At 71.9% G+C, this 22,340-nt stretch carries 21 protein-coding genes; 11 read left to right on the top strand and 10 right to left on the bottom strand.

Annotated features, from left to right (window positions below):
* The 3 genes from purU to AB0K60_RS14325 all read right to left on the bottom strand — a co-directional run bounded on the left by purU (window position 1) and on the right by AB0K60_RS14325 (window position 2,783).
* Entirely contained in the window at window positions 1-870 is an 870-nt protein-coding gene (purU, locus tag AB0K60_RS14335) for a formyltetrahydrofolate deformylase (protein ID WP_364053334.1), read from the bottom strand.
* Window positions 867-1,754 carry a methylenetetrahydrofolate reductase gene (locus tag AB0K60_RS14330; protein ID WP_364053331.1) on the bottom strand — a complete coding sequence of 296 codons (888 nt, stop codon included), beginning with the start codon at window positions 1,752-1,754 and terminating at the stop codon, window positions 867-869. The genes purU and AB0K60_RS14330 overlap by 4 nt, the downstream gene beginning before the upstream one ends.
* A gap of 435 nt (window positions 1,755-2,189) precedes the next feature.
* Window positions 2,190-2,783 (bottom strand): helix-turn-helix domain-containing protein, encoded by a 594-nt coding sequence (locus AB0K60_RS14325; RefSeq protein WP_364053328.1) that lies wholly within the window; start codon window positions 2,781-2,783, stop codon window positions 2,190-2,192.
* Window positions 2,784-2,923: 140 nt separating this feature from the next.
* Here AB0K60_RS14325 and AB0K60_RS14320 point away from each other — a divergent pair, with 140 nt between their 5' ends.
* The 10 genes from AB0K60_RS14320 to AB0K60_RS14275 all read left to right on the top strand — a co-directional run bounded on the left by AB0K60_RS14320 (window position 2,924) and on the right by AB0K60_RS14275 (window position 13,828).
* Entirely contained in the window at window positions 2,924-4,132 is a 1,209-nt protein-coding gene (locus tag AB0K60_RS14320; RefSeq protein ID WP_364053325.1) for a lipid-transfer protein, read from the top strand.
* Between the two features lie 4 nt (window positions 4,133-4,136).
* On the top strand, window positions 4,137-4,589 hold the full coding sequence (locus tag AB0K60_RS14315) for a MaoC family dehydratase N-terminal domain-containing protein (RefSeq protein WP_364053322.1): 453 nt from the start codon (window positions 4,137-4,139) through the stop codon (window positions 4,587-4,589).
* Window positions 4,586-5,029, top strand: coding sequence for a MaoC/PaaZ C-terminal domain-containing protein (locus tag AB0K60_RS14310; protein ID WP_364053319.1), 444 nt, complete (start codon window positions 4,586-4,588; stop codon window positions 5,027-5,029). Before AB0K60_RS14315 ends, AB0K60_RS14310 begins: the two co-directional genes overlap by 4 nt.
* The gene (locus tag AB0K60_RS14305) at window positions 5,026-5,859 is read left to right on the top strand and encodes an SDR family oxidoreductase (RefSeq protein ID WP_364053316.1); all 834 of its coding nucleotides are present in this window, start codon (window positions 5,026-5,028) and stop codon (window positions 5,857-5,859) included. The genes AB0K60_RS14310 and AB0K60_RS14305 overlap by 4 nt, the downstream gene beginning before the upstream one ends.
* A gap of 384 nt (window positions 5,860-6,243) precedes the next feature.
* Window positions 6,244-7,764 carry an AMP-binding protein gene (locus AB0K60_RS14300; RefSeq protein ID WP_364053313.1) on the top strand — a complete coding sequence of 507 codons (1,521 nt, stop codon included), beginning with the start codon at window positions 6,244-6,246 and terminating at the stop codon, window positions 7,762-7,764.
* Complete coding sequence (locus AB0K60_RS14295; protein WP_364053310.1) at window positions 7,761-8,543, top strand: enoyl-CoA hydratase/isomerase family protein; 783 nt, start codon at window positions 7,761-7,763, stop codon at window positions 8,541-8,543. Before AB0K60_RS14300 ends, AB0K60_RS14295 begins: the two co-directional genes overlap by 4 nt.
* Window positions 8,544-9,215: 672 nt before the next feature.
* A complete protein-coding gene (locus AB0K60_RS14290) occupies window positions 9,216-9,764 on the top strand; it encodes a DUF3455 domain-containing protein (RefSeq protein ID WP_364053307.1) in 549 nt (182 codons plus the stop codon).
* A 373-nt stretch (window positions 9,765-10,137) separates the two neighbouring features.
* Entirely contained in the window at window positions 10,138-11,112 is a 975-nt protein-coding gene (locus AB0K60_RS14285) for a carotenoid biosynthesis protein (RefSeq protein ID WP_364053304.1), read from the top strand.
* Window positions 11,058-12,554 carry a phytoene desaturase family protein gene (gene crtI / locus AB0K60_RS14280; RefSeq protein ID WP_364053301.1) on the top strand — a complete coding sequence of 499 codons (1,497 nt, stop codon included), beginning with the start codon at window positions 11,058-11,060 and terminating at the stop codon, window positions 12,552-12,554. The genes AB0K60_RS14285 and crtI (AB0K60_RS14280) overlap by 55 nt, the downstream gene beginning before the upstream one ends.
* Window positions 12,551-13,828: a glycosyltransferase family 2 protein gene (locus tag AB0K60_RS14275; protein ID WP_364053298.1), complete on the top strand. Its 1,278-nt coding sequence runs from the start codon at window positions 12,551-12,553 to the stop codon at window positions 13,826-13,828. The genes crtI (AB0K60_RS14280) and AB0K60_RS14275 overlap by 4 nt, the downstream gene beginning before the upstream one ends.
* On the opposite strand, the gene AB0K60_RS14270 is transcribed toward AB0K60_RS14275, so the two are convergent.
* Window positions 13,755-14,375: a glycerol-3-phosphate acyltransferase gene (locus AB0K60_RS14270; protein WP_364053295.1), complete on the bottom strand. Its 621-nt coding sequence runs from the start codon at window positions 14,373-14,375 to the stop codon at window positions 13,755-13,757. The genes AB0K60_RS14275 and AB0K60_RS14270 overlap by 74 nt on opposite strands.
* Here AB0K60_RS14270 and AB0K60_RS14265 point away from each other — a divergent pair.
* Entirely contained in the window at window positions 14,350-15,054 is a 705-nt protein-coding gene (locus AB0K60_RS14265) for a spheroidene monooxygenase (protein WP_364053292.1), read from the top strand. The genes AB0K60_RS14270 and AB0K60_RS14265 overlap by 26 nt on opposite strands.
* 85 nt (window positions 15,055-15,139) lie before the next feature.
* On the opposite strand, the gene AB0K60_RS14260 is transcribed toward AB0K60_RS14265, so the two are convergent.
* The 6 genes from AB0K60_RS14260 to AB0K60_RS14235 form a co-directional block, all read right to left on the bottom strand.
* On the bottom strand, window positions 15,140-16,351 hold the full coding sequence (locus AB0K60_RS14260) for a phosphate acyltransferase PlsX (RefSeq protein WP_364053289.1): 1,212 nt from the start codon (window positions 16,349-16,351) through the stop codon (window positions 15,140-15,142).
* Window positions 16,348-17,250: a phytoene/squalene synthase family protein gene (locus AB0K60_RS14255; protein ID WP_364053286.1), complete on the bottom strand. Its 903-nt coding sequence runs from the start codon at window positions 17,248-17,250 to the stop codon at window positions 16,348-16,350. The genes AB0K60_RS14260 and AB0K60_RS14255 overlap by 4 nt, the downstream gene beginning before the upstream one ends.
* Window positions 17,247-18,716: a phytoene desaturase family protein gene (crtI, locus tag AB0K60_RS14250; RefSeq protein ID WP_364053283.1), complete on the bottom strand. Its 1,470-nt coding sequence runs from the start codon at window positions 18,714-18,716 to the stop codon at window positions 17,247-17,249. The genes AB0K60_RS14255 and crtI (AB0K60_RS14250) overlap by 4 nt, the downstream gene beginning before the upstream one ends.
* A 166-nt stretch (window positions 18,717-18,882) precedes the next feature.
* The gene (locus tag AB0K60_RS14245) at window positions 18,883-20,409 is read right to left on the bottom strand and encodes an alpha-amylase family glycosyl hydrolase (RefSeq protein WP_364053280.1); all 1,527 of its coding nucleotides are present in this window, start codon (window positions 20,407-20,409) and stop codon (window positions 18,883-18,885) included.
* Between the two features lie 63 nt (window positions 20,410-20,472).
* A complete protein-coding gene (locus tag AB0K60_RS14240) occupies window positions 20,473-21,444 on the bottom strand; it encodes a carbohydrate ABC transporter permease (protein WP_364053277.1) in 972 nt (323 codons plus the stop codon).
* Between the two features lie 9 nt (window positions 21,445-21,453).
* Window positions 21,454-22,314 carry a sugar ABC transporter permease gene (locus AB0K60_RS14235; RefSeq protein WP_364053274.1) on the bottom strand — a complete coding sequence of 287 codons (861 nt, stop codon included), beginning with the start codon at window positions 22,312-22,314 and terminating at the stop codon, window positions 21,454-21,456.
* Window positions 22,315-22,340 lie beyond the last annotated feature (26 nt).

The raw sequence follows: 22,340 nt of genomic DNA, 5'->3' as shown, positions 1-22,340 counted from the left end.
CTAGAACACGACCGTGCTGTTGCCGTCCCGGATGACGCGGTCCTCGCAGTGCCAGGCGACCGCGCGGGACAGCACGAGCCGCTCCACGTCCGCGCCCTTGCGCTGCAGCTCCGCGACCGTGTCGGCGTGCGTCACCCGGATGACGTCCTGTTCGATGATCGGACCCTCGTCGAGGTCCTCGGTCACGTAGTGCGCGGTCGCGCCGACCAGCTTCACACCCCGTTCCTTGGCCCGCTGGTACGGCCCGGCCCCGATGAAGGCCGGCAGGAACGAGTGGTGGATGTTGATCACCGGGACGCCGACCTCCTCGAGGAAGTCGCCGGAGAGGATCTGCATGTAGCGGGCGAGGATGACCAGGTCCACGTTGCCCTTGACGAGGTTGACCTGCTCCTTCTCGGCGGGCGTCTTGTTGCCCTTCTCCACCGGGACGTAGAAGAAGGGGATGTCGAACTGCCGTACCTGGTCGCCGAGGTCGGGGTGGTTCGACACCACCATCGACACGGTCATCGCGATCTCGTCGCGGCGCTGCCGCCACAGCAGGTCGAGCAGGCAGTGGTCCGCCTTCGACACGAAGATCGCGGCACGCTTGCGGCGCTTCGCCTCCACCAGCCGGAAGTCCAGGCCCAGCTCCTCGCCGAGCTTGGCGTCGAGCGCCGCTCTCAGAGCGTCGATCCGGGCCGCGAGGCCCTCCAGGTGGAAGACGGTGCGCTGGAAGAACCGCCCGCCGGAGGGGTCGCTGGAGTACTGGTCGAGCGAGACGATGTTGGCCCCCTGCTCGGCGAGCACACCGGACACGCTGTTGACGATTCCCGGCCGGTCGGCGCCCTGCACGATCAGGCGGCCGTAATCGGCGTTGCGGTGCTCACTCATGACCGATCGTCCCTCCCGGCGACCGCCGCGAGCAGCTTGCGCCGCCACGCCTCGGTCCCCTCCAGTTCGTTGAACGTGAAGATGTGCAGCCCGGCGATGTTGCCGCCGCCGATCTTGGCGGAGGCGGACGCGAGCCGCTTGACCAGTTTCGTGGGGTTGTAGGCGCCGGGCAGCAGGAACTTCCACAGTAGGCCGCTTTGCTTCTGCAGGAACCGGGCGGACTGGCCGAGGCCGATGCCGGCCGAGATCCTGATCAGCTTCTGGCGGTTCACCGGCCCCGGCATGCCGACGTACACCGGCAGTTCGACGCCCTCGGCGGCGATGCGCTTGGCCCAGGTGGCGGTCGTGGTGGCGTCGAAGCAGATCTGCGTCATGATCCGGGTCGCCATCGGGGCCTTCTGCTTCAGCGCCAGGTCGATCGCGTCCTGCGGGATGAGCGCGTGGCCTTCGGGGTAGCCGCCGATGCCGATGTTCTCGAAGGGGTGGTTCAGCTCCTCCATCGCCTTCAGCAGTTGGTACGACTCGGTGAACTCGCCCGCCGGGTTGGGCGCGTCGCCGCCGACGCAGAACACCCTGCGGATGCCGGCCTCCGTCAGACGGGCGACCACGTCGGCGACGTGCTGCTTGTCGACGAACTGGCGGGCCGGCAGGTGCGGCGCGACGGTGTAGCCGTGACGATGCAGGGCCTCGGCGAGGTTCAGGGTGTGGTCGATGCCCTTGGCCTCGGTGACGGTGACGGTGAGCGGAATGGTCTTCGGCACGTACGCGAGCACATCCTGCTCGGTCTTCTTGAACGGCATCACCTCGTAGCCGATGTTGCGGACCAGGTCCGCGACAGTGGAAGCTCGGCGCCCGGAGCCGGAAACCTCCTGCTGCATCGCCATGGCCTTCGTTCCTTCCAGTAGCGGGCGTCGGCGGAACCGCCTGCGATCAGTAGACCTGACCGTTACCTTCGTTTCGTCCGGCATCGGAAGGGAGTTGACTGCGACAAATGACCGAGATGACCATGTGACATTGCCGTAGGAGCTCCGCCGGTCGAGGGACGCGGGGCCTTTCCCGCCGACGGTGAACCGGGTGGCGGGAACCAAGGGGATGGGCCTTCCTGGGGAAACGCGTCCCGGGGGATGGTCGCCGGGTTCGCCGCGGCGTTCCGCACGGACGGTGGGACGGACGGTACGGCGGCGTTCGACGGGGCCTCGCGGTTTCCGGAACGCGGTTCCCGTACCCGACATGTACTAAAAGCCCTCCCGGCCGGTGGGTATTCCGTGGTCCGGCGGGTCGGTCCGGCGGTCGGCCGGCGCCGCGCGAGAACCCCCGGCTCAGCCGAGCACGTCGTGCGCGAGCTTCTTCCACACCGCCAGGTGAGGATCCGTGCGGTGGTCACGCCGCTCGAAGGTGTACGTGAGCGCCACGCCGCGCATGCTCGTCACCAGCAGCGACAGCAGGTCGTAAAAGCCCGGCCGGGCCGCCAGCTCGGGGCCGAACAGTTTGCCGAGCACGGTCCGGATCGCCTTGCCGAGCTCGTGTTCCTTGGGCGAGAGCACGGCCGCGAGCTCGGCGTTGTTCTTGGCGGCGATCCACAGCTCAAGCGTCGCGGCGAACAGCGGTCCGTGCAGGGTGTCCCACAGCGCCTCCACGGCCGCGTCGATGTCGCCCGCCGTCCGCCGCCCCTGCTCCTCCAGGTCCGCCGTACGCGCGGCGGCCAGGTGGTGCACCGCGGCGATCAGCAGGTCGTCCTTCGACGGGAACTGGTGCAGCAGGCTTCCCCGGGACACCCCGGCCCGCGCCTGGATGCGCGAGGTGGTGGCCTCGGCGTACCCCTCCTCGGCGAGACAGGCGACGGCCGCCTCCAGGATGCGCGTGCGGGTGTCCCAGGCGCGCTTCTGGACCGGGAGGGCGGGGGATTGGCTCATGGTCGCGAGTCTAGAGCACGCCTCCACCTTTTGGTCAGCTCAAACTAGTACGTCTTGACTAATTTCGGCCTGCGTGTGATGTTTGGCCTACACACCGCCAGATCCCCCCGAAAGGGATCGCCAGGCAAGAAAGGTCATCGATGAACGACGTCCGCAGCACCGGAGCCACCCGCGCGGTCCACGTCGTGGGAGTCGGCATGGTCCCGTTCACCAGGCCCAGCGCCGGCGCGCGGTACGAGCGCATGGGCGCCGACGCCGCCCGCGAGGCGCTCCGCGACGCCGGTGTGGACTACTCCCTCATCCAGCAGGCGTACGCCGGCTGGGTCTACGGCGACTCGACCTCCGGCCAGGCCGCCCTGTACGACGTCGGCCTCACGGGCATCCCGATCCTGAACGTGAACAACAACTGCTCCACCGGCTCCTCGGCCCTGTGGCTGGCCCGGCAGGCCGTGGAGAGCGGCGCGGCCGACTGCGTGCTCGCGCTCGGCTTCGAGCAGATGGCGAACGGCGCCCTGACGATGGTGTACAACGACCGCACCTCCCCGCTCGGGCGCTGGGACGAGCCGATGGCGAAGCTCCAGGAGCCCACTAACGGGCCGTTCGCCGCCCAGATGTTCGGCGGCGCGGGCCGCGAGCACATGGAGCGGTACGGCACCAGCCTGGAGACGTTCGCCAAGATCTCCGTCAAGGCGCGCAAGCACGCCGCGCACAACCCGTACGCCGTCTTCCGCGACGAGATCACCGTCGAGCAGGTGCTGAACTCGCCGCACATCTACGGCCCGCTGACCCGCCTGATGTGCTGCCCGCCCACCTGCGGCGCGGCGGCGGCCGTCGTGTGCAGCGCCGACTTCGCCGAGCGCCACGGCCTCGACACCTCCGTACGGGTCCGCGCCCAGGCGATGACGACCGACACGCCGAGCACGTTCGACTCCGGCGACATGCGCAAGATCGTCGGCTACGACATGTCCGCCGCCGCGGCCCGCGACGTCTACGAGGCCGCGGGCGTCGGCCCCGAGGACGTCGACGTGGTCGAGCTGCACGACTGCTTCTCCACCAACGAGCTCATCTCCTACGAGGCGCTCGGCCTCACCCCCGAGGGCGAGGGCGAGAAGTTCGTCGCCGACGGCGACAACACCTACGGCGGCAAGGTCGTCACCAACCCCTCCGGCGGGCTGCTCTCCAAGGGGCACCCCCTCGGCGCGACCGGCCTCGCCCAGTGCGCCGAGCTCGTCTGGCAGCTGCGCGGCACCGCGGGCGCCCGCCAGGTCGAGGGCGCCCGGCTGGCGCTGCAGCACAACATCGGCCTCGGCGGCGCGGCCGTCGTGACCCTCTACGAGAAGGTGAGCTGAGCACGTGGCCCTGGACCTGGAAGCCACCAAGGCCGTCGAGATCCCCGAGTCGACCCTGACCCTGGAGCGCGGGCGGCTGATCTTCTTCGCCCGCGCCATCGGCGAGACCGACCCCGTCTACCTCGACGTGGACGCGGCCCGCGCGGCCGGGCACCCCGACATCCCGGCCCCGCCGACGTTCCTGTTCGCGATGGAGGCCGAGTCGCCGTTCCCGTTCGCGTACGCCGAGCAACTGGGCTTCGACCCGGCCCTGGCGCTGCACGGGCAGCAGTCCTTCACCTACGACCGCCTCGCCTACGCCGGCGACGAACTCGTCTGCCGCTCCTACGTCGTCGACGCCTACGCCAAGACCCCCACCATGGACTTTGTCATCAAGCGCAGCGAGATTTTCCGCGGCGACGAGCGGGTGCTCACCGCCGAGTCGCTGCTCATCCTCCGCAGCGGGGTGACCGCATGACCGCCGCCTCCTCGCTCGCCTCTCTCGCCGACCTCAAGGTGGGCGACGAGCTCGAACCGCTGCCGATCGAGCCGATCACGCGCACCACGCTCGCCCTGTTCGCGGGCGCGTCGGGCGACCACAACGAGGTGCACATCGACATCGACGCGGCCCGCGCCGCCGGCCTCGACGACGTCTTCGCCCAGGGCATGCTCTCCATGGCCTACCTGGGCCGGCTGCTGACCAGATGGGCGCCGCAGGACCGGCTGCGCTCGTTCTCCGTCCGCTTCACGGCGATCACCCCCGTCCACGCGCGGCCGACCTGCCACGGCACCGTGACCGCGATCGAGGACGGCCTCGCCACCCTCGCCCTCGCCGTACGGCTCGCCGACGGCACCACCACCCTGACCGGGACGGCCGTGATCGACATCCGCCCGGCGCACACGGAAGGACAGCGATGAGCCTCAAGCTCGCCGGCAGGACGGCGATCGTGTCCGGCTCCGGCCGCGGCATCGGCCGGGCGATCGCCCTCAAACTCGCCGCCGAGGGCGCGAACGTCGTCGTCAACGACCTCGACGACGGCCCGGCCAAGGAGACCGTCGAGGCCATCCGCGCGGGCGGCGGCCACGCCGTGGCCTGCGTCGGCAGCGTCACCGACGACGACTTCGCCGCCCGCTTCGTCGGCACGGCCGTCGAGGAGTTCGGCGGGCTGCACATCATCGTGAACAACGCCGGCTACACCTGGGACACCGTCATCCAGAAGATGACCGACGAGCAGTGGGACGCCATCCTCGACGTCCACCTCAAGGCCCCGTTCCGCATCCTGCGCGCGGCCCAGCCGGTCATCTCGGCCGCGGTGAAGGCCGAGCGCGCCGCTGGCGAGGCGCGGATCACCCGGAAGGTCGTCAACATCTCCAGCGTCGCCGGTACGGCGGGCAACGCGGGCCAGGTCAATTACTCCTCGGCCAAGGCCGGCGTCATCGGGCTCACCAAAACGCTCGCCAAGGAGTGGGGCCGCTACGACGTGACGGTCAACTGCGTGGCGTTCGGGCTGATCCGGACCCGCCTCACCGAGGCGCCCGCGGGCGGCGGATCCACCATCAACGTCGCGGGCCGCGACATCGCGGTCGGCGTCAACCCCGACCTGCTGGCGCAGTTGGAGAAGGGCATTCCGCTGGGCCGGGCGGGCACGCCGGAGGAGGCGGCCGGGTCCGTCTACATGCTGTGCTCGCCGGAGTCCGACTACGTCAGCGGGCAGGTCATCATCTGCGGAGGCGGATTCAACGGCTGACGCGCACCCCCGCGCCCGTGTGGGGGCACGGGCGCGGGGGACCGCGGGGGACGCCGTACGGCCAGGGACGACGCCCGGACTGAAGACGACGGCCAGGGGCGTCGGGCGGACGATGAGGCCAGGCAACGGCCAGGGGTACGGGTCACCCGCACGGGTATCCGGGCAACGGCCGTGGCGACGGCCACCGACAACGACGACGGAGAACACAGAGAAGATCGCCCGTGGACGGGCCGGCCGCGCACAGGTCTCGGCGAACGGCCCGGCAGCCGCGATCGCGATCTTCTCTCTCGACCGCTCCCCGGGGGAAACGCGTACCTCCCGGGGCCGATAACCAAGCAATGGGCCGCCGACCGGCGGCGTCGCGACACCTCCCTGGAGGCCCCCATGACCGAGCCCGCCATCCACTCCGGCGCCCGCTCCCGCCCGATCTCCGAAGCCCGGACCCGGGCCGCACGGCTGGCCGCGGGTCTGCGCCGGCTGGGTGTGGGGCACGGCGACCGCTTCGCCCTCGTGCTCCGCAACGAGATCGCCTTCCTGGAGGCGACCATGGCGGCCACCCCCATCGGCGCCGTGCCGGTGCCGGTCAACTGGCACTGGACCGGGGTCGATCTCGAACATCTCCTCAACGACTCGGGCGCGAAGGTCGTCATCGCCCACAGCGACCTGCTGCCGGGCGTGGAGAAGTACGCGGGCCCGGACGTGGTCATCATCGAGGCCGAGGTGCCGCCGGAGGTCGCGGAGACGTACCGGCTCGGCGACGTCCCGCTCAGCGGCCGGCACACGACGATGGAGCGGCTCATCGAGGACAACGAGCCCGTGCAGGACCCGGTCACCCGCCCGCCGATGAGCGTCATCTACACCTCCGGCACGACCGGCCTCGCCAAGGGCATCCTGCGCGACCCGATCGACGCGGCCTCGATGCCCCGGCTGGTCGCCTCGATCGCGAAGATCTTCGGCATGCGCCCCGGCGGCAGCACGCTCATCACCGCGCCGATGTACCACACCGCCCCGAACGTGCAGGCGACGTTCGCCGTCGCGATGGGCCTCGACGTGCACGTGATGCCGGCCTTCCGCCCCGAGCTGTGGCTGCGCCTCATCGCCGAGCACCGCATCGAGTCGGTGCAGATGGTCCCGACCATGTTCCAGCGGCTGCTGCGCCTGCCGGAGGAGACGCGCCGCTCCTACGACCTGTCGTCGCTGCGCGCCGTCGTGCACGCCGCCGCGCCGTGCCCGATCCCGGTCAAGGAGGCGATGATCGACTGGCTCGGCCCGATCGTGGCCGAGTACTACGGCGGCTCCGAGGGCGGCATCTGGACCTACGCCACCTCCGAGGACTCCCTGTCCCACCCCGGCACCGTCGGCCGCCCCTTCGCCGAGGCCGACATCCGCATCCTCGACCCCGACGGCCGTCCGGTTCCCACCGGCGGGACCGGCATCGTGTACGGCAAGGCCATCGCGGGCTGGCCGAACTTCACCTACCTCCACCAGCCGGACAAACGCGCCGCCATCGAGCAGGACGGCTACATCACCGTGGGCGACATCGGCCGCGTCGACGAGGACGGCTTCCTCTACCTCAGCGACCGGCTCAACGACGTCATCGTCGCCGGCGGCGTCAACATCTACCCGGCCGAGATCGAGGCGGCGATCCTGGAACTCGACGCGGTCGCCGACGTCGCGGTCTTCGGCATCCCCGACGAGGACCTCGGCGAGGCCGTCTGCGCGCACGTCGAACTCCGGCCCGGCGCGCACTCCACCGTCGAGGCGATCCAGGAGCATGTGCGCGCCCGGCTCGCCCGCTACAAGGCCCCCAAGCGGGTCGTCTTCGACGAGTCCCTGCCGCGCGAGGACTCCGGCAAGCTCTTCAAGCGCCGCATCAAGGCGCTCTACTGGCCAGAGATGTCATGACGACCTCGCCCGCGGCCGCCGAGGTCCAGGTCATCGCCGACGGCCCCGTCGCCCACGTACGGTTGCACCGGCCCGAACGCCTCAACGCCTTGCGGGAGAGCACGTTCCGCGAGCTGCGCGCCGCGCTGCGCCGCATCGGGGACGACGACACCTGCCGGGTGGTCGTGCTCTCCGGAGCCGGGCGCGCGTTCTCGGCGGGCCTGGACGTCGAGGCCGGGCTCGGCCCGCGGATTCCCGAGATCCTGGGGGTGCTGCGCGTCGGCGTGGAGACGATCACGCTGCTGCGGGACATCCCGCAGCCCGTGATCGCCGCCGTCGGCGGGCACGCGGTCGGTGCCGGGTTCGCCCTCGCCGCCGCGTGCGACATCCGTCTCGCGTCGGCCGACGCGGTCTTCACCGCGCCGTTCGTCGGGATCGGCATGAGCGCCGGCGACCTCGGCCTGTCGTGGCTGCTGCCCCGCCAGGTCGGCGTGTCCGCCGCCGCGCGGCTGTTCTACACCGCCGGGAGCCTCGGCGCGGACGAGGCGCTCCGGCTCGGCCTCGTCTCGGAGGTCGCCCGGAGCGCCGAGGAGACCGTGGCGGCGGCGCTCGAACTCGCGGCCACGATCGCCCGGCAGCCGCCGCTGGGGGTCCAGGAGACCAAGTCGGTGCTCAACTCCAGCGTGTACGGCATCGGGTTCCGCGCCCACCTCGAACAGGAACTCCGTGCGCAGGCCCTGTGCTGGAGCGGAGGGGGAGCGGAGATCATCCGGGCGCGGTTCGCCGCCAGGAAGGGGTGATCGGCCGCCCGAGACGTCAGGCGCGGGGCGGCGAGACGATACCTATTCGGTATTTCGTGACTTAAGAGTGCATGTTCGTCATTGTTTCGTGACGGCGAGTCGTACGCCTGGCATATTGGGCAGGCGAAGCATGAGGCCGCTCGCATCTATCGTGGCGTATTATCCGCGCGACGACCGACGGCCGATCGCCCCGGACGGGCCCGGCCTGAGCCTGGCGCGCACTCTCCGCACGGTGATCGCCGCCGTCGGCCAAGCGTGCGGCACGCTCGTATTTATCGCGGCGCGTTGTCCGTGCGACGACCGGCGGCCCATCGTCCCGCACGGGTCGGCCTGAGTCTGGCGGGCACCCATCGCGCCGTGATCGCCGCCGTCGGCTGAGCGCGCGGCCGGTCCGACCGGACGGCCTGTCCCTTGTTCGGCCCGATCGAATCGGGTATGCCATACCAAAAGCCGAATTATCAGCATGGTTTCGTTACCTCATGGTACTTGCTGAAAATGCTGAAGCGCATGAGATGTTCGGTTTGCTCGCTCTAATCTTCCATACGATATCCATATGGCATCTACCCGTATCTTGCGCTTAACCATTTTTTGCTGCGAAAAACCTTCATCTGTGTCGGTCGAGTGTGTAGGGTCGCGCTGTCCACATCCGACACAGAAACAACAGGGGTTACGTTGCGAAGCCTTGCAAAGACGACGGGCTCGTCGCTGCGCCGCGCCGCGTCGATCGGTCTGCTCGCGACCGGCCTGGTCGCCGCGTCCGTCGGAAGCGCTCACGCTACAGCGACGCCGGGCCACGGCGCCCCGGTGCCGCCCGAGCTGAAGCCGCCCGCGGGCCATGTCCTGGCCAAAGCCTTCTCCGCGAGCGGAGTCCAGGTATACGAGTGCAACGGCGGCACGTGGTCGTTCGTCGAGCCGGCCGCGTCCCTGACCGACGCGCGCGGCCGTACGGCGGCCATTCACTTCCGCGGCCCGACCTGGCAGTCGACCACCGACGGCTCGCTCGTCGTCGGGAAGGCCGTCGCCAACAAGCCGGTCACGGGCACGATCCCCCTCCTGCTGCTGGAGGCCACCGACAACCGCGGCGACGGCCTGTTCGGCCGCGTCACCTACATCCAGCGCCTCGCCACCCAGGGCGGCGCCGCCCCCACCGGCCCCTGCGAGGACGGCGACACCGAGGGCGTGCCGTACCGCGCCCAGTACCGCTTCTTCGTGGAGGAGTGACCACCTGAACGTCGGTCTCCGGACCGCGCACGACGCCCCCGCGCACACGAACCGTGCCGGGGGCGCTGTGTTGTCCGGGTGCTTGCGGTGTCCGGATGCTTGTGGTGTCCGGGTGCTTGTGGTGTCCGGGTATGGACGACCGACCGGCTCGACTCCTCGTGTCCTCGACGTTGCTGGCGTTGGTCCGAGTTTGTCCGCGTACGAGATTGATGTGGGCGAGGCGGGGGCAGAGCGAGAAAGGCGCGTGGCCCTGATACGGGCGGTGGCGAATCCGGGGTGAATCCGGCGGGGACGCGATCGGGAGGGGGTCTCTCTGCGGACACCGGCTGCGGACTATAGGAGTGAAACGGCGCGCAGGGCGCGGACCGGGCGCGTGGCCGCCGGGGCGATGGGAGCCGCCGCCCTGGGCATGATGGTCGTCCTGCAGGTGGCGTCCGGGGTGAGCGAGAATCCGGCCGGGTTCACCGGCCCGATCGTGACCGTCATGGCGGTGAGCGCCGTCTGCTTCGCCGCCGCCGCGCGAGGCTGGGGGCGTGCCGGGAGGGCATTCGCGGCGGCGGCATTGATCGGGTACGCGGCCGAAGCGATCGGGGAGTCCACCGGTTTCCCCTTCGGCCAGTACCGGTACAGCGGCGTGCTGTGGCCGGAGGTGGGTCCGGTGCCGGTGACGGTCTGCGTCGCCTGGGGCGGGATGGGCCTGGCCGCGTACGGCGTCGGCACGGCGATCAGCACCCGGTGGGCGGTGGTCCTCGGCGCGTCGGCTCTGACGGGATGGGACCTGTTCCTCGACCCGCAGATGGTCCGGCTGGGGCTGTGGACGTGGGCGGAGGGCGGGCCGTATCGGGGGGTTCCGCTGACCAACTTCGCGGGATGGCTCCTGGTGTCGCTGCTCGTCATGGCCGCCATCCGGCGAACACTCGGCGTCCCTTTCCGGTCGCGCGGGCTGACGTCCCTCTACACGGTGATGGCCGCCATGGAAACGCTGGCGTTCGCAGCCGTCTTCGAGCCGCGAGACCCCCTGGTGGCCGCCTTGGGCGGGGTGACCATGGGCGCGTTCGCCTTGATGGCGTGGCGGCGCGGACGGGAGCCGGGGCGCACGCGACAAGCAGGTTTCGTACGGAACCGGGGACGTCTACGGGAGCCGGACGCATCGGCCGCCCAGCGGGAATCAGGAGGCGAAGACAGGCCGGGCTATGTGCGGGAACCGGACGGTGTGCGGGAGCCGGGCGGTGGGCTGTGGCCCGGACGCGGACTCGCCTGGGTACGGCGGCAGGGCTGGGGACGGATGTCTCGATGGATGGTCCTGCCCGGACGTGCGCGGGGGTGGAGACGATCGTGGCGCGGGTGACGGTGATCGGCGGCGGCGTGGGCGGGATGGCGGCGGCTTTGCTGCTCGCCCGCGACGGTCATCGGGTCCGGCTGTTCGAACGGCTGCCACGGCTGGGCGGCAAACTCGCCGAGCACCGCCGCGACGGCTTCGCTCTCTCCCTGGGACCGTCGCTGCTCACGATGCCGCAGGTGTTCCGCGACCTCGGCCTCCGGCTGGACCTCGTCGAGCCCGCCGAACTGTGCCGCTACCGGTTCGCCGACGGCTCGACGCTGACGGCGCGTCGCGACCCCGAGTCGATGGCCGCCGAGGTGGAACGGCTCGCCCCCGGCGAGGGCGCGGCCTGGAAGGCGTTCCACGCCTGGGCCGCGCGCTGCCTGGCCGCCGCCGAGCGCACCTACTTCGCCGGCCCGTTCGGTCGCCCGACCCGCGGCGCGCGCCTGGACGACTTGGCGGCGGTCGCGCCGGGACGCACCCTGCACCACCTGGCCCGGCGCTTCTTCCGCGACCCCCGCCTCGTGCAGTACGTCGACCGCTACGCCACCTACTCCGGCTCCGATCCGTACCGTGCCCCGGCGGCCCTCGGCTGCATCCCGGCACTGGAGCACGGCCAGGGCGGCTGGTACGTGCCCGGCGGCCTGCCCCGCCTCGCCGACGATCTCGCGACGCTCCTGCGGGAGGCGGGCGTGGAGGTCGCCCTCGAAACGCGAGTGTCCGAAATCATCACCTCCGCCGACCAGGTGACCGGGGTACGGCTCACGGACGGCGAACGCGTCCCCGCCGACATCGTGGTGGCCAACACCGACGCCGCCCAACTGTACGGCCGCCTGCTGCCCGACCGCCGTCGCCTGCGCCGCATCGCCAGGCTCGGCCCGTCCTCGTCGGCGTTGCTGCTCCTCGCCGGAGTGGAGGGCCGCACGCCGGGCCTGCCGCATCACTCGATCGTGTTCTCCGCCGACTACCGGCAGGAGTTCCGCGACATCTTCGGCGCGGGCCGCCCCCCGCGCGACCCCACCGTCTACATCGGCTGCTCGGCCGTGGACGACCACTCCCAGGCCCCGAAAGGCGCGGAGAACTGGGTGATGCTGGTCAACGTACCGGCCAGGGACCCCGCCCGCTGGCCGCAAAGCGCCGAGTCGTACCGAGACATGATCCTGGAAAAGCTGGCCCGGCGCGGCCACGACCTGTCCGGACGCCTCCGTTTCGTCGACCTGTTCACCCCCGCCGACCTGCGCGACCGCTACGCATCGTGGGGCGGCGCGATATACGGCGGCGCGACCAACGGCGTCTTCGCCCCATTCCTGCGCCCGGGCAACCGCGGCCCCCGACGCGGCCTCTACCTGGTCGGCGGCTCGGTCCACCCCGGCGGCGGCCTGCCCTTGGTGGCCATGGGCGCCCGGATCGTCGCCCGTCTGATCGCGGAGGACTTCCGGCCCGCCGACGTCATCCGGGACGGCCGATGAGGATTCGCCCGCTGGATGTCGCGCAGGCCGTTGCCGTGGCCGTGGTCGCCGCCCGTCTCTCCCGAGGCCGTCGCCGTCTGCCGCCGCTTGCGAAGCCGCTGTCCACGGTCGAGCGGCGCGATCCGGTGAGTGCGCCGGGACGGGCGTGCGGGGCGGCACGGGAGGGGGCGTGGCCCGGTGGGGTGTCGGTCGTAGTGCCCGCCCGTGATGAGGAGCATCGCATTGGGCCGTGCCTGCGGGCGGCGCTTGCCGACCCTGCTGTGGGGGAGGTCATCGTGGTGGATGACGGGTCTCGGGACGGTACCGCGCGTCTGGCCGCGAAGCTGGGGGCGAAGGTCGTCGTCGGTGTGCCGCCGCCCGCTGGATGGGTGGGCAAGCAGTGGGCGTTGCGGCAGGGGGTCGCGGCGGCCTGCGGGGAGGTGGTCGTCACGCTGGACGCCGATACCCGGCCCGCGCCGGGGCTGTTCGCGGCCCTCGTCGCGGCGCTGGACGGGCGGGACCTGGTCAGCGTCGGGCCGAGATTTGTCTGTGATGGGCCGCTGGAGCAGGCATTGCACGGCGCGTTCCTCGCGACCCTGGTGTATCGGTTTGGGCCGATCGGGTCCGCCGTGGCGCCGCCACCGCATCGGGTGATCGCGAACGGTCAGTGCCTGGCCTTTCGGCGGAGCCGGATGCTGGAGGTTGATGGGTTCGCGCGGGTGCGGGATCGCATGACCGACGACGTGGCGCTCGCCCGGTATCTCGCCGGGCGCGGCTGGTCGGTGGCGTTCTTGGACGCGGGCGGGCTGCTGGAAGTGGACATGCATGAGTCGGCGGCCGAACTGTGGCGGGAGTGGGGGCGCTCGCTGCCGCTGCACGATGTGACGCGGCCGGATCGGCAGGCGGCGGATTTGGCGGTGTTGTGGCTGGTGGCGGCGTTGCCCGTGCTGCGGTTGGTGGTGGGCAGGCCGTCCCGGCTGGATTTGGGCCTGCTGGCGGCGCGCTGGCTGCTGATCGCGGCGCTGCGCGGCAGCTATGCGGTGCCAGGACTCGGTCTCTGGCTGTCACCATTGCTGGATCCGGCCGCAGCGCTCCGCCTCACCTGGGCCACCGTGCGTCCGGTTCGTTCCTGGCGCGGACGTCGCTACCCGCGTGAGGCCGCGCTCTCGCTGGGGCGGCTCTGGGCGAGGCGGTGTCGTGAGTGTGATCGTGACGGCTCGCTCACCCGGCCCCGGCCCGGCGGGGGCTGCGACGACGTGCCGCCAGCGCGGCCTGGCCGAAGCGCAGCCCGATGAGGCACATCAGCGCCCCGGTGGCCGCCACCTGCGCGAGGGGCGTGAACAGCGCCTGCAGCGCCGGGATGGCGAACACGGCCACTCGGGCGCCGATCGCGAACGAGCGGGTGACCTGCGAGACGACGACGAGGGCCAGTACCGCCAGCGCGAAGGCGGGCGGGCAGATGACGGCCATGCCTCCTGCGAAGGTCAGGACCGAGCGCCCGCCGCGGAATCGGGCGAAGATCGGCCAGGCGTGTCCGATCATCGCGCCGGCCACGGCCGCGTACACCGGCACGACGCTCGCTCCGGTGGGGACGCCGAGGTCACCGGTCTGCCAGCCGCCCGCCGACAGGCCGAGCAGCCCGGCCGCGGTGCCCTTGAGCAGGTCGCCGACGAACACCGGTACGGCGTGCCGCGCGCCCAGCCGCTCCTTGACGTTCCAGAAGCCCGGGTTGCGGTCGCCGACCTCGCGTGGGTCGAATCCGTGCGCCCGCCCCACCAGCAGGGCGACCGGCACGGAACCGGCGAGGTAGCCGCCGATGAAGGACAGCAGTGTCTCGATCATGGCGTCGTTCCACCTCGTTCGTTACGGCGATCTGGGCGGGATGCGGCACATGGCCTTCGACCGGCCGCTTCTGCGCGGCACCGAGGGTCTGCGTTTTTGGCGGCTGCTGGGTACCGGACGCGGCACGTCCATGTCGCTCGGGGCGGATCTGCGCCGGTGGGCGCTGTTCGCGGTATGGCGCGGCGAGGGGGACCTCGACGCGTTCCTGCGGCGTTCGCCGATCGCCGCCCGCTGGCGGGCCGAGGCGGTGGAGTTCTGGCAGGTACGGCTGATGCCGCTCGCGTCGAAGGGGCGCTGGGGCGGTGCCGACCCGTTCGCCGGGGTGGCCTTTCCCGAGACGCCGCCCGGCGGGCCGCTGGCCGTACTGACGAGGGCGTCGATCAGAGCCACCCGAATGGTGGCGTTCTACCGCGCCGTGCCCGAGGTGGACCGGGTGCTCCGGGAGCAGGAGGGGCGGCTGGCCTCCGTCGGCGTGGGGGAGTGGCCGCTCGCCCGGCAGGCCACGTTCTCCCTGTGGCGGGACGCCGAAGCCGCGAACGCCTTCGCCTATCGGACCGCCGCGCACGGCCGGGTCATCCGGCTGGTCAGAGACCACGGCTGGTATCGCGAGGAGTTGTTCGCCCGGTTCGCCCCCTATGCGAGTGAAGGCACCTGGGACGCGCGCGACCCCTTGCGCTGACCACGCCCCAGCAGTGCCTCGTACAGTGCCTCGTACCGTGCCTCGTGCCGCGCGTCGCACGGGATCGCCAAGCCGATCGGAGCGCTCAATCATGACCCTCGCGCACCGGGCCGCTGCCGGACGACGTGGTCGCCGCGCTCGCGGGAGGGACGCGGGCCAGTGCGTGCGCGACCACGCAGGCCCGCGCGATGGTCTCGGCGGTGGAGGAGCCGTGGGCGACGACGACGGTGCCGCGCAGGCCGAGGAGCGCCGCGCCGCCGTGGGTACGCGGGTCGTAGCGGCCGCCCACCTCGGCCAGGGCGGGCGGCGGGGCCGGGCCTGCGGCGGCGACCATGGCGAGGGTGGTGCGTACGCAGCCCTCGATGGTCTTCAGCACGACGTTGCCGGTGAAGCCGTCGGTGACGATCACGTCCACGACGCCCGCGAGCACGTCGTGGCCCTCGATCATGCCGTGGAAGCGCACCGGCGTCTCCGCCAGCACCTGCGCGGCCCCGCGGGTGAGCCGGTTGCCCTTGCCGGGCTCCGAGCCGATGGACAGCAGGCCGGCGACGGGGGCGGCCACGCCGAGGACGTTCCGCGCGTACTCCACGCCGAGCAGGGCGAACCGTCCGATCATCTCGGGGGTGGGGTCGGGCGTCGCCCCGGCGTCGATGAGGATGCTCGTGCCGCCGCCCAGCTGCGGAAGGGCGACGGCGAGCGCGGGTCGCGCGACGTCCTCGGCCCGGCCGATGCTCCGCATGGCGCAGCTCACGACCGCGCCCGTGGAACCCGCCGACACCAGGGCGGCGGCGGTTCCGTCCCGGACGAGTTCGCAGCCGATCGCCAGGCTGGAGTCCGGGCTCGCGGCCGTGCCGCGCTCGCTCATCGGGACGGCGTCGGGGGCGTGCACGACGGGGATCTCGCCGATCGCGTCGTGGCGGCGCAGCAGCGGCAGCAGATCCGCCTCCCGGCCGGTGAGCAGGACGGGCACCCCGTGGACGCGATGCGCCAGGACGGCCCCAGCCACCGCCTCGGCCGGGCCGTGGTCGCCGCCCATCCCATCGAGGACGACGTTCCCTCTGGTGCGGCGCTCTGCCGTCACCCCGCCGGTGGCCCCGGTGGTCGCCTCGCGCGTCGCCGCGCCGGTGGCCCCGCCGGTCGCCGCGCGGTGCTCTTGTCGGGGCTCTTGTCGTGTTTCCGCGTCGGTCACCGGGTGCGTCGCCGTGTCGGCGGCCCGGTCGGTTATGTCGCCGGTCATTTCGCCGGTCCCGCCGCCGATCGCCGCGCTCGAGGGCGCGCGGGGCTCGCCGCCGGTCATGGCGCGTCCACGACGGCGCGGAGTTCGGCCCTGCCGGTCGCGGCCGACAGCAGCAGGTGGCGGGCGAATGTGGCGAGCTTGCGCCGTCGCGGCACCCGGGCCCGCCGCTCAAGCACCGCGAAGCCGCTGCGTTCGATCTCGGTCAGGATGCCCCCGTACAGCTCCCTGGCCGCGCGGATGCAGGGCCGGGACGACGGGATGAGCATCGCGATGCCAGGCGCGGCGGCCGCGTAGTGCTCGCGTGCCCGGCTCGCCTCGAAGGCGAGCAGCTCGCGGACCGCCCGGCCGGTGCTCGGCCCTCGCAGGTCCGCCTCGGTGACGCCGAACGCGGCCATGTCCTCAAGCGGCAGGTAGATGCGGTCCCGGGCGAGGTCCTCGGCGACGTCGCGCAGGAAGTTGGTGAGCTGGAAGGCGAGGCCGAGCCGGCGGGCGGGCTCCCGCGCCTCGTCGCGTGCCGACGGCACGGTCTCCAGGATGGGCAGCATCATGGTGCCGATGACGGCGGCGGAGCCCTCCATGTAGCCGAGCAGGTCGTCGTAGGTCGCGTAGCGGGTGACGGTGAGGTCGGCGCGCATCGACCGCAGGAACGCGGCGATGTCGCCGTGGGCGACGCCGAAGGACCGGACCGTGTGCAGGAAGGCGGGCAGGACCGGGTCCCGCACCGGCTCCCCGGCGAGCCCGGCCGCGACCTGCGAGGCGAACGCGTCCAGGGCGGCGGCGCGGTCGCCGCGGACGTCGAAGGAGTCGACGATCTCGTCGGCGTAGCGGGCGAAGCCGTACAGGGCGTGCACGTGCCGCCGCTTCCAGCCGGGCAGCAGGCGCGTGGCGAGATAGTAGGAGCGGCCGTGGCGGGCGTGCAGCCGGCGGCAGCGTTCGTAGCTGGCGGTGAGGGTCGTCATCGCGGCTCCTGCAGGACGCGTTCGGCGGCGAGCCGGCCCGAGACGAGCACGGGCGGTACGCCGATGCCGGGTGCGGTGTACATGCCCGCCAGATGCAGGCCGGGGACGCGTCGGGCGACGGGCGAGGGGCGGAACCAGGCGGTCTGCGTGAATCGCTGGTCCAGCGCGAACGGCGTGCCCGCCGTGTGGCCGCGCCGCGCCCAGGCGGGCGGGTCGATGACGAGGCGGGGGCGAGCGGACAGGTCCGGATAGCCGAGGGCGGTCATCCGCGCGAGCAGCCGCTCCTCCAGCGCCGGGCGCAGCCGGTCCCAGTCCGTCCGCAGCAGGTTGGGGGCCGGTTCCAGGACGCTGATCACCGCGTGCCCGTCGGGGGCCGTGTCGGCGTCGGCGGGCGGGCAGGTGACGAGCAGGCTGGGGTCCGGCTGGGGCAGGCCGCGTTCGAGCGCGTCGAACGTGGCGTGCCAGGCCCGGCCGAAGTGCAGCGTGTGGTGGGCCTGGCCGGGCAGCGGCCGGTCGAGGCCCGCGTGGATCACCAGGCAGGAGGGGGAGTAGCGGGGGCGGCGCAGCCGCCAGTCGGCCGCCGCCTTCGGCAGCAGGCCGGTCGCGTGCGCGGCGGGCAGGTCGCACGCCACGATCACCTGGCCCGCCCGCAGCGTCTCCCCGCCGGCGAGGCGGACGCCGCGCACGCCGTCGCCGCCGGTCTCGACGCGCTCGGCGCGCGAGCCGTACCGGAACACCGCGCCCTTCTTCTCCGCCAGGGCCGCGAGGGCGGCGGGCACGGCGGCCATGCCCCCGCGTTCGGGGAAGTAGACGCCGCCGACCAGATCCATGTGGGCGACGACCGCGTACACGCCGAGCGCCCGGCGCGGCGACAGCCCGACGTACATGGCCTGGAAGGTGTGCGCCCGGATGAGCCGATGGTCGCGCAGATGGGCGGCGGCCAGCCGGTCCAGCCGCCGGAATCCGCCGAGCGCGGCCAGTCGCAGCAGCGTCGCCGGGCGCAGCAGCGACCGGAGCCGCGCGGTGTCGGCGTCGATGAACGCCGGCCACTCCACCGCGAACAGCTCGCCGAGCCGCCGCCGGTAGGCCAGGTAGCGGGCGGCCTCGGCCGGGCCGCACAGCTCCCGCACCCGTTCGGCCATGATGTCCCGGTCGGGCACGACGTCCAGCCGGGAGCCATCGTGGAAAACCAGCCGGTAGGCGGGGTCCAGCCGCCGTAGCGGCAGCCACGCGTGCAGGTCCTCGCCCGCCTCGGCGAACAGCGCGGCGAGCACGCCGGGCATGGTCAGCACCGACGGGCCGACGTCGAACCGGTACGGCCCCGCCCGCTCGGCCCCGCAGCACCCGCCGGGACCGTCGGCGGCCTCCACCACCACGACCTCGCGCCCGGCGGCGGCGAGCCGGACGGCCGCGGCCAGCCCGGCGAGCCCCGCTCCCACGACCACTGTGCGGTCACCCGGCCGCATGCAGCCCCCCGGCGTTCCCCCGCATGCCCCCGCATGCCTCCTCGTACCCCTCGTGCCCCCTCGTGCGCCGTGCCCCGGAGACATCGGCCGCTCGCAAGGAGTAACTGCCCTTCTTACGGCCCGTTATGTACGGCGCGCCGAGTTGGAGGAGGACGGGAGGCGGGTGTCACATGAGCCAGGCGGTGGTGTCGGGCGGCAGGAGGCCCTCGTCCAGCGGGCCGCTGGTCAGCAGGATCTCCTCGTGCGGCGGAAGGGGAACCGGGGCGGCCGACAGGTTGGTCACGCAGGTGAGGCCGGAGTCGCGGGTGAACGCGAGCACCTCGGGGCCGTGCTCCCGCCAGGTGAGCGTGCCGTCGCCGAGCAGCCGGGCGCGGATGCGCAGGGCGGTGCGGTAGAGCGTGAGCATGGAGCCGAGATCGGCGGTCTGCGCCTCGACGGTGAGCTTGCGCCAGTCCTCCGGCTGCGGCAGCCACGGGCGTCCGGCGCCGAACCCGAACGGCGGCTCGTCGCCCGACCAGGGCAGCGGGACGCGGCAGCCGTCGCGGCCGGGCACGGTGTGGCCGGAGCGGGTCCAGATCGGGTCCTGCCGCAGCTCGCCGGGGATGTCGTCGACCTCGGGCAGGCCGAGCTCCTCGCCCTGGTAGATGTAGACGCCGCCGGGCAGCGCCATCGCCAGCAGGGCGGCGGCGCGGGCGCGGCGGAAGCCGAGGCCGAGGTCGGAGGGCACGCCGTCGCGGCGGTCGCCGTGGTCCCACGAGGTGTCGGCCCTGCCGTACCGGGTGACGACCCGGGCGACGTCGTGGTTGGACAGCACCCAGGTGGGCGGCGCGCCCAGCGGGACGTGGGTGGCGAGGGTCCGCTCGATGACCGAGCGCAGCCGGGCCGGGTCCCACGGGCAGGCGAGGAAGTCGAAGTTGAACGCGGTGTGCAGCTCGTCGGGCCGCAGGTAGCGCGCGAAGCGCTCCTGGTCGGGCAGCCACACCTCGCCGATGAGGACGCGTCCGCCGTACTCGTCGCTGATCCGGCGCCAGCTCCGGTAGACGTCGTGCACCTCGTCGAGGTCCTCGAACCGGCCGGTCAGGCCCTCGGGCTTGGCGAGCAGCGCGGCCGAGTCGATCCGGATGCCGTCCACGCCGCGGTCGAACCAGAACCGCAGCACGTCGTGGAACTCCGCGTGCACCTCCGGGTTCGTCCAGTTGAGGTCGGGCTGCTCGGGCGCGAACAGGTGCAGGTACCACTGCCCGTCGGGCACCTGCGTCCACGCCGGCCCGCCGAAGATCGACCGCCATTCGCCGGGCTCGTCGCGGAACCAGAAGCGCTCGCGTTCCGGCGAGCCGGGCCCGGCGGCGAGGGCCTGCTTGAACCATTCGCTCGCCGTCGAGCTGTGGTTCGGCACCACGTCGATGATGACCTTGATGTCGCGTGCGTGCGCCTCCGCGATGAACCGCTCGGCCTCGGCGAGCGTGCCGAAGACCGGGTCGATGTCGCGGTAGTCGGCGACGTCGTAGCCGCCGTCGGCGAGCGGCGACGGATACCAGGGGGTGATCCACACGGCGTTCACGCCGAGATCGGACAGGTACGGCAGGCGTGACCGCAGCCCCGCCAGGTCGCCGACGCCGTCGCCGTTGCCGTCGGCGAAGCTGCGCGGATAGACCTGGTAGATCGCGGCGCCCCGCCACCACGTTTCGGACATGCCGAGGACAACTCCTTGCGCGTCGATGGAACTCGGACGGAAATGAACAGGATCGGTGGAAGATCAGCCCTTGAGGCTGCCGGCGGTGAGGCCGGCCATGATGTGCCGCTGGAACACGAAGAACACGATGATCGCCGGAACGCTGGCGATCACCAGGCCGCCCATGATGGCGTTCTGGCTCACCGCCCCCGCCGTCTGCGACAGGCCCACGCTGATCGTCATCTTGTCGCTGTCCGGCAGCACGAGCAGCGGCAGGACGAAGTCCCGGTACGCGTTGACGATCGTGAAGATCGAGACGACGCCGAGGATCGGCCGGGACACCGGGATCACCACCGACCACAGGATCCGCAGCGGCCCGGCCCCGTCGATCGCCGCCGCCTCAAGCAGCTCCCGCGGGATCGAGTCGAAGAACCGCTTGAGCAGGAAGATGTTGAACCCGTTGGCCGCCGCCGGGAACCACAGCGCCCACGGCGTGTTCAGCAGATGCCAGCCGAAGATCGGCACGTCCACGATCGTCAGGTAGGTGGGGATGAGCACCACCATCGGCGGGATCATCAGCGTGGCCAGCATCGCGCCGAGGATCACGTTCCCGAACGCGGGCCGCAGCTTCGACAGCGCGAACGCCGCCGTCACGTCCACCGCCATCGCGAACAGCCAGCCCCCGAGGGCGTAGAAGGTCGTGTTCCGCAGCAGCAGGCCGATGTCGAACAGCTCCCACGCCTCGGCGAACGCGTCCAGCGTGGGCTCGGCGGGAAACAGCGTCGGCGGCATCCGGGCGATCTCGTCGCCGGTCTTCATCGCCCCCGTGACCATCCAGTACAGCGGGAACACGAACACCAGCGTGAACACGACGATCACCGTGACGAGCACGGCCCAGTAGATCCGCCGCCCCCACGGCGAGTTGAGCTGGTGCGGCGAGATGATCGTCCGTACCTGCGTCTCGATCCTGCGGCGCGGTCGCCGCGGCCGGCGGCGGCGCGCGGCCCCGCCCGCGCGGGAGGGGGCGGGCGGCCGGTCCAGGGTGAGGTTCGGCATCTGGTCCCCTCAGCTCTTGTCGTCACGGGTCAGCCGCAACTGCACGGCGGCGAAGGCGAGCAGCACGATCATGAGCATCATCCCGAGGGCGCCGCCCGCGCCGTAGTTGCCGCCGTACACGAACGCGTACTGGTACATCAGGTACGCGACGGTGACGGTGGCGTTCTCCGGGCCGCCGCCGGTGAGCATGTACGGCTCGATGAACACCTGCATCGTCGCCACGATCTGCAGCATGAGCATGAGCAGCAGGATCAGCCGGGTCTGCGGGATCGTGATGTGCCGGATCCGGCGGAACACCCCCGCCCCGTCGAGCTCGGCGGCCTCGTACAGCTCGGGCGGGATGTTCTGCAGCGCCGCCAGGTAGATCAGCGTCGCCGAGCCCATGTTCATCCACGTCGACACCAGCACCAGCGAGATCAGCGCGGTGTCGGCCGAGTCGAGCCAGGCCAGCGGCGGCAGGTGGAAGAAGTCCAGCACCTGGTTGAACAGGCCGGGACCCGGGTCGAGCAGCCAGCGGAACAGCAGCACCGTGACGATCGGCGGCAGCATGACCGGCAGGTACACCACGAACCTCAGGTACGCCCGCGCGTGCCGCAGCTCGTTGAGCACCAGCGCGACCACGAACGGCACCGCGTACCCGCACACCAGGGCCAGCAGCGTGAACGCGATCGTGTTCAGCCACGCCTGCCCGAACGCCGGGTCCTGGACGACGGCGCGGAAGTTCTCCAGCCCCACCCATTCGGGCGGGTCGATGAGGTTCGTCCGCTGGAAGCCCAGGATGAACTCCCGCACCATCGGATACCAGGCGAAGATCGCGAAACAGAACAGCGCACCGCACATGAACCCGTAGGCGGTGAGGTTGCGCCGCACGATCTGCCCCAGCCTCGACGGGTTTG

It is taken from the genome of Thermopolyspora sp. NPDC052614, from assembly GCF_040678635.1.
Taxonomy (GTDB): Bacteria; Actinomycetota; Actinomycetes; order Streptosporangiales; family Streptosporangiaceae; genus Thermopolyspora.
This window is presented reverse-complemented; position numbering and strand designations above follow the sequence as displayed.

What these genes read in the sequence shown, in the direction of transcription:
- AB0K60_RS14275 (WP_364053298.1), top strand. Translation starts at nt 12,551, where the DNA reads ATGAGGATTCGCCCGCTGGATGTCGCGCAGGCCGTTGCCGTGGCCGTG.
- AB0K60_RS14310 (WP_364053319.1), top strand. Translation starts at nt 4,586, where the DNA reads ATGACCGCCGCCTCCTCGCTCGCCTCTCTCGCCGACCTCAAGGTGGGC.
- purU (WP_364053334.1), bottom strand. Translation starts at nt 870, where the DNA reads ATGAGTGAGCACCGCAACGCCGATTACGGCCGCCTGATCGTGCAGGGC.
- AB0K60_RS14330 (WP_364053331.1), bottom strand. Translation starts at nt 1,754, where the DNA reads ATGGCGATGCAGCAGGAGGTTTCCGGCTCCGGGCGCCGAGCTTCCACT.
- AB0K60_RS14240 (WP_364053277.1), bottom strand. Translation starts at nt 21,444, where the DNA reads ATGCCGAACCTCACCCTGGACCGGCCGCCCGCCCCCTCCCGCGCGGGC.
- AB0K60_RS14295 (WP_364053310.1), top strand. Translation starts at nt 7,761, where the DNA reads ATGACGACCTCGCCCGCGGCCGCCGAGGTCCAGGTCATCGCCGACGGC.
- AB0K60_RS14255 (WP_364053286.1), bottom strand. Translation starts at nt 17,250, where the DNA reads ATGACGACCCTCACCGCCAGCTACGAACGCTGCCGCCGGCTGCACGCC.
- AB0K60_RS14305 (WP_364053316.1), top strand. Translation starts at nt 5,026, where the DNA reads ATGAGCCTCAAGCTCGCCGGCAGGACGGCGATCGTGTCCGGCTCCGGC.
- AB0K60_RS14300 (WP_364053313.1), top strand. Translation starts at nt 6,244, where the DNA reads ATGACCGAGCCCGCCATCCACTCCGGCGCCCGCTCCCGCCCGATCTCC.
- crtI (WP_364053301.1), top strand. Translation starts at nt 11,058, where the DNA reads ATGGATGGTCCTGCCCGGACGTGCGCGGGGGTGGAGACGATCGTGGCG.
- AB0K60_RS14260 (WP_364053289.1), bottom strand. Translation starts at nt 16,351, where the DNA reads ATGACCGGCGGCGAGCCCCGCGCGCCCTCGAGCGCGGCGATCGGCGGC.
- crtI (WP_364053283.1), bottom strand. Translation starts at nt 18,716, where the DNA reads ATGCGGCCGGGTGACCGCACAGTGGTCGTGGGAGCGGGGCTCGCCGGG.
- AB0K60_RS14320 (WP_364053325.1), top strand. Translation starts at nt 2,924, where the DNA reads ATGAACGACGTCCGCAGCACCGGAGCCACCCGCGCGGTCCACGTCGTG.
- AB0K60_RS14270 (WP_364053295.1), bottom strand. Translation starts at nt 14,375, where the DNA reads ATGATCGAGACACTGCTGTCCTTCATCGGCGGCTACCTCGCCGGTTCC.
- AB0K60_RS14245 (WP_364053280.1), bottom strand. Translation starts at nt 20,409, where the DNA reads ATGTCCGAAACGTGGTGGCGGGGCGCCGCGATCTACCAGGTCTATCCG.
- AB0K60_RS14265 (WP_364053292.1), top strand. Translation starts at nt 14,350, where the DNA reads ATGAAGGACAGCAGTGTCTCGATCATGGCGTCGTTCCACCTCGTTCGT.
- AB0K60_RS14325 (WP_364053328.1), bottom strand. Translation starts at nt 2,783, where the DNA reads ATGAGCCAATCCCCCGCCCTCCCGGTCCAGAAGCGCGCCTGGGACACC.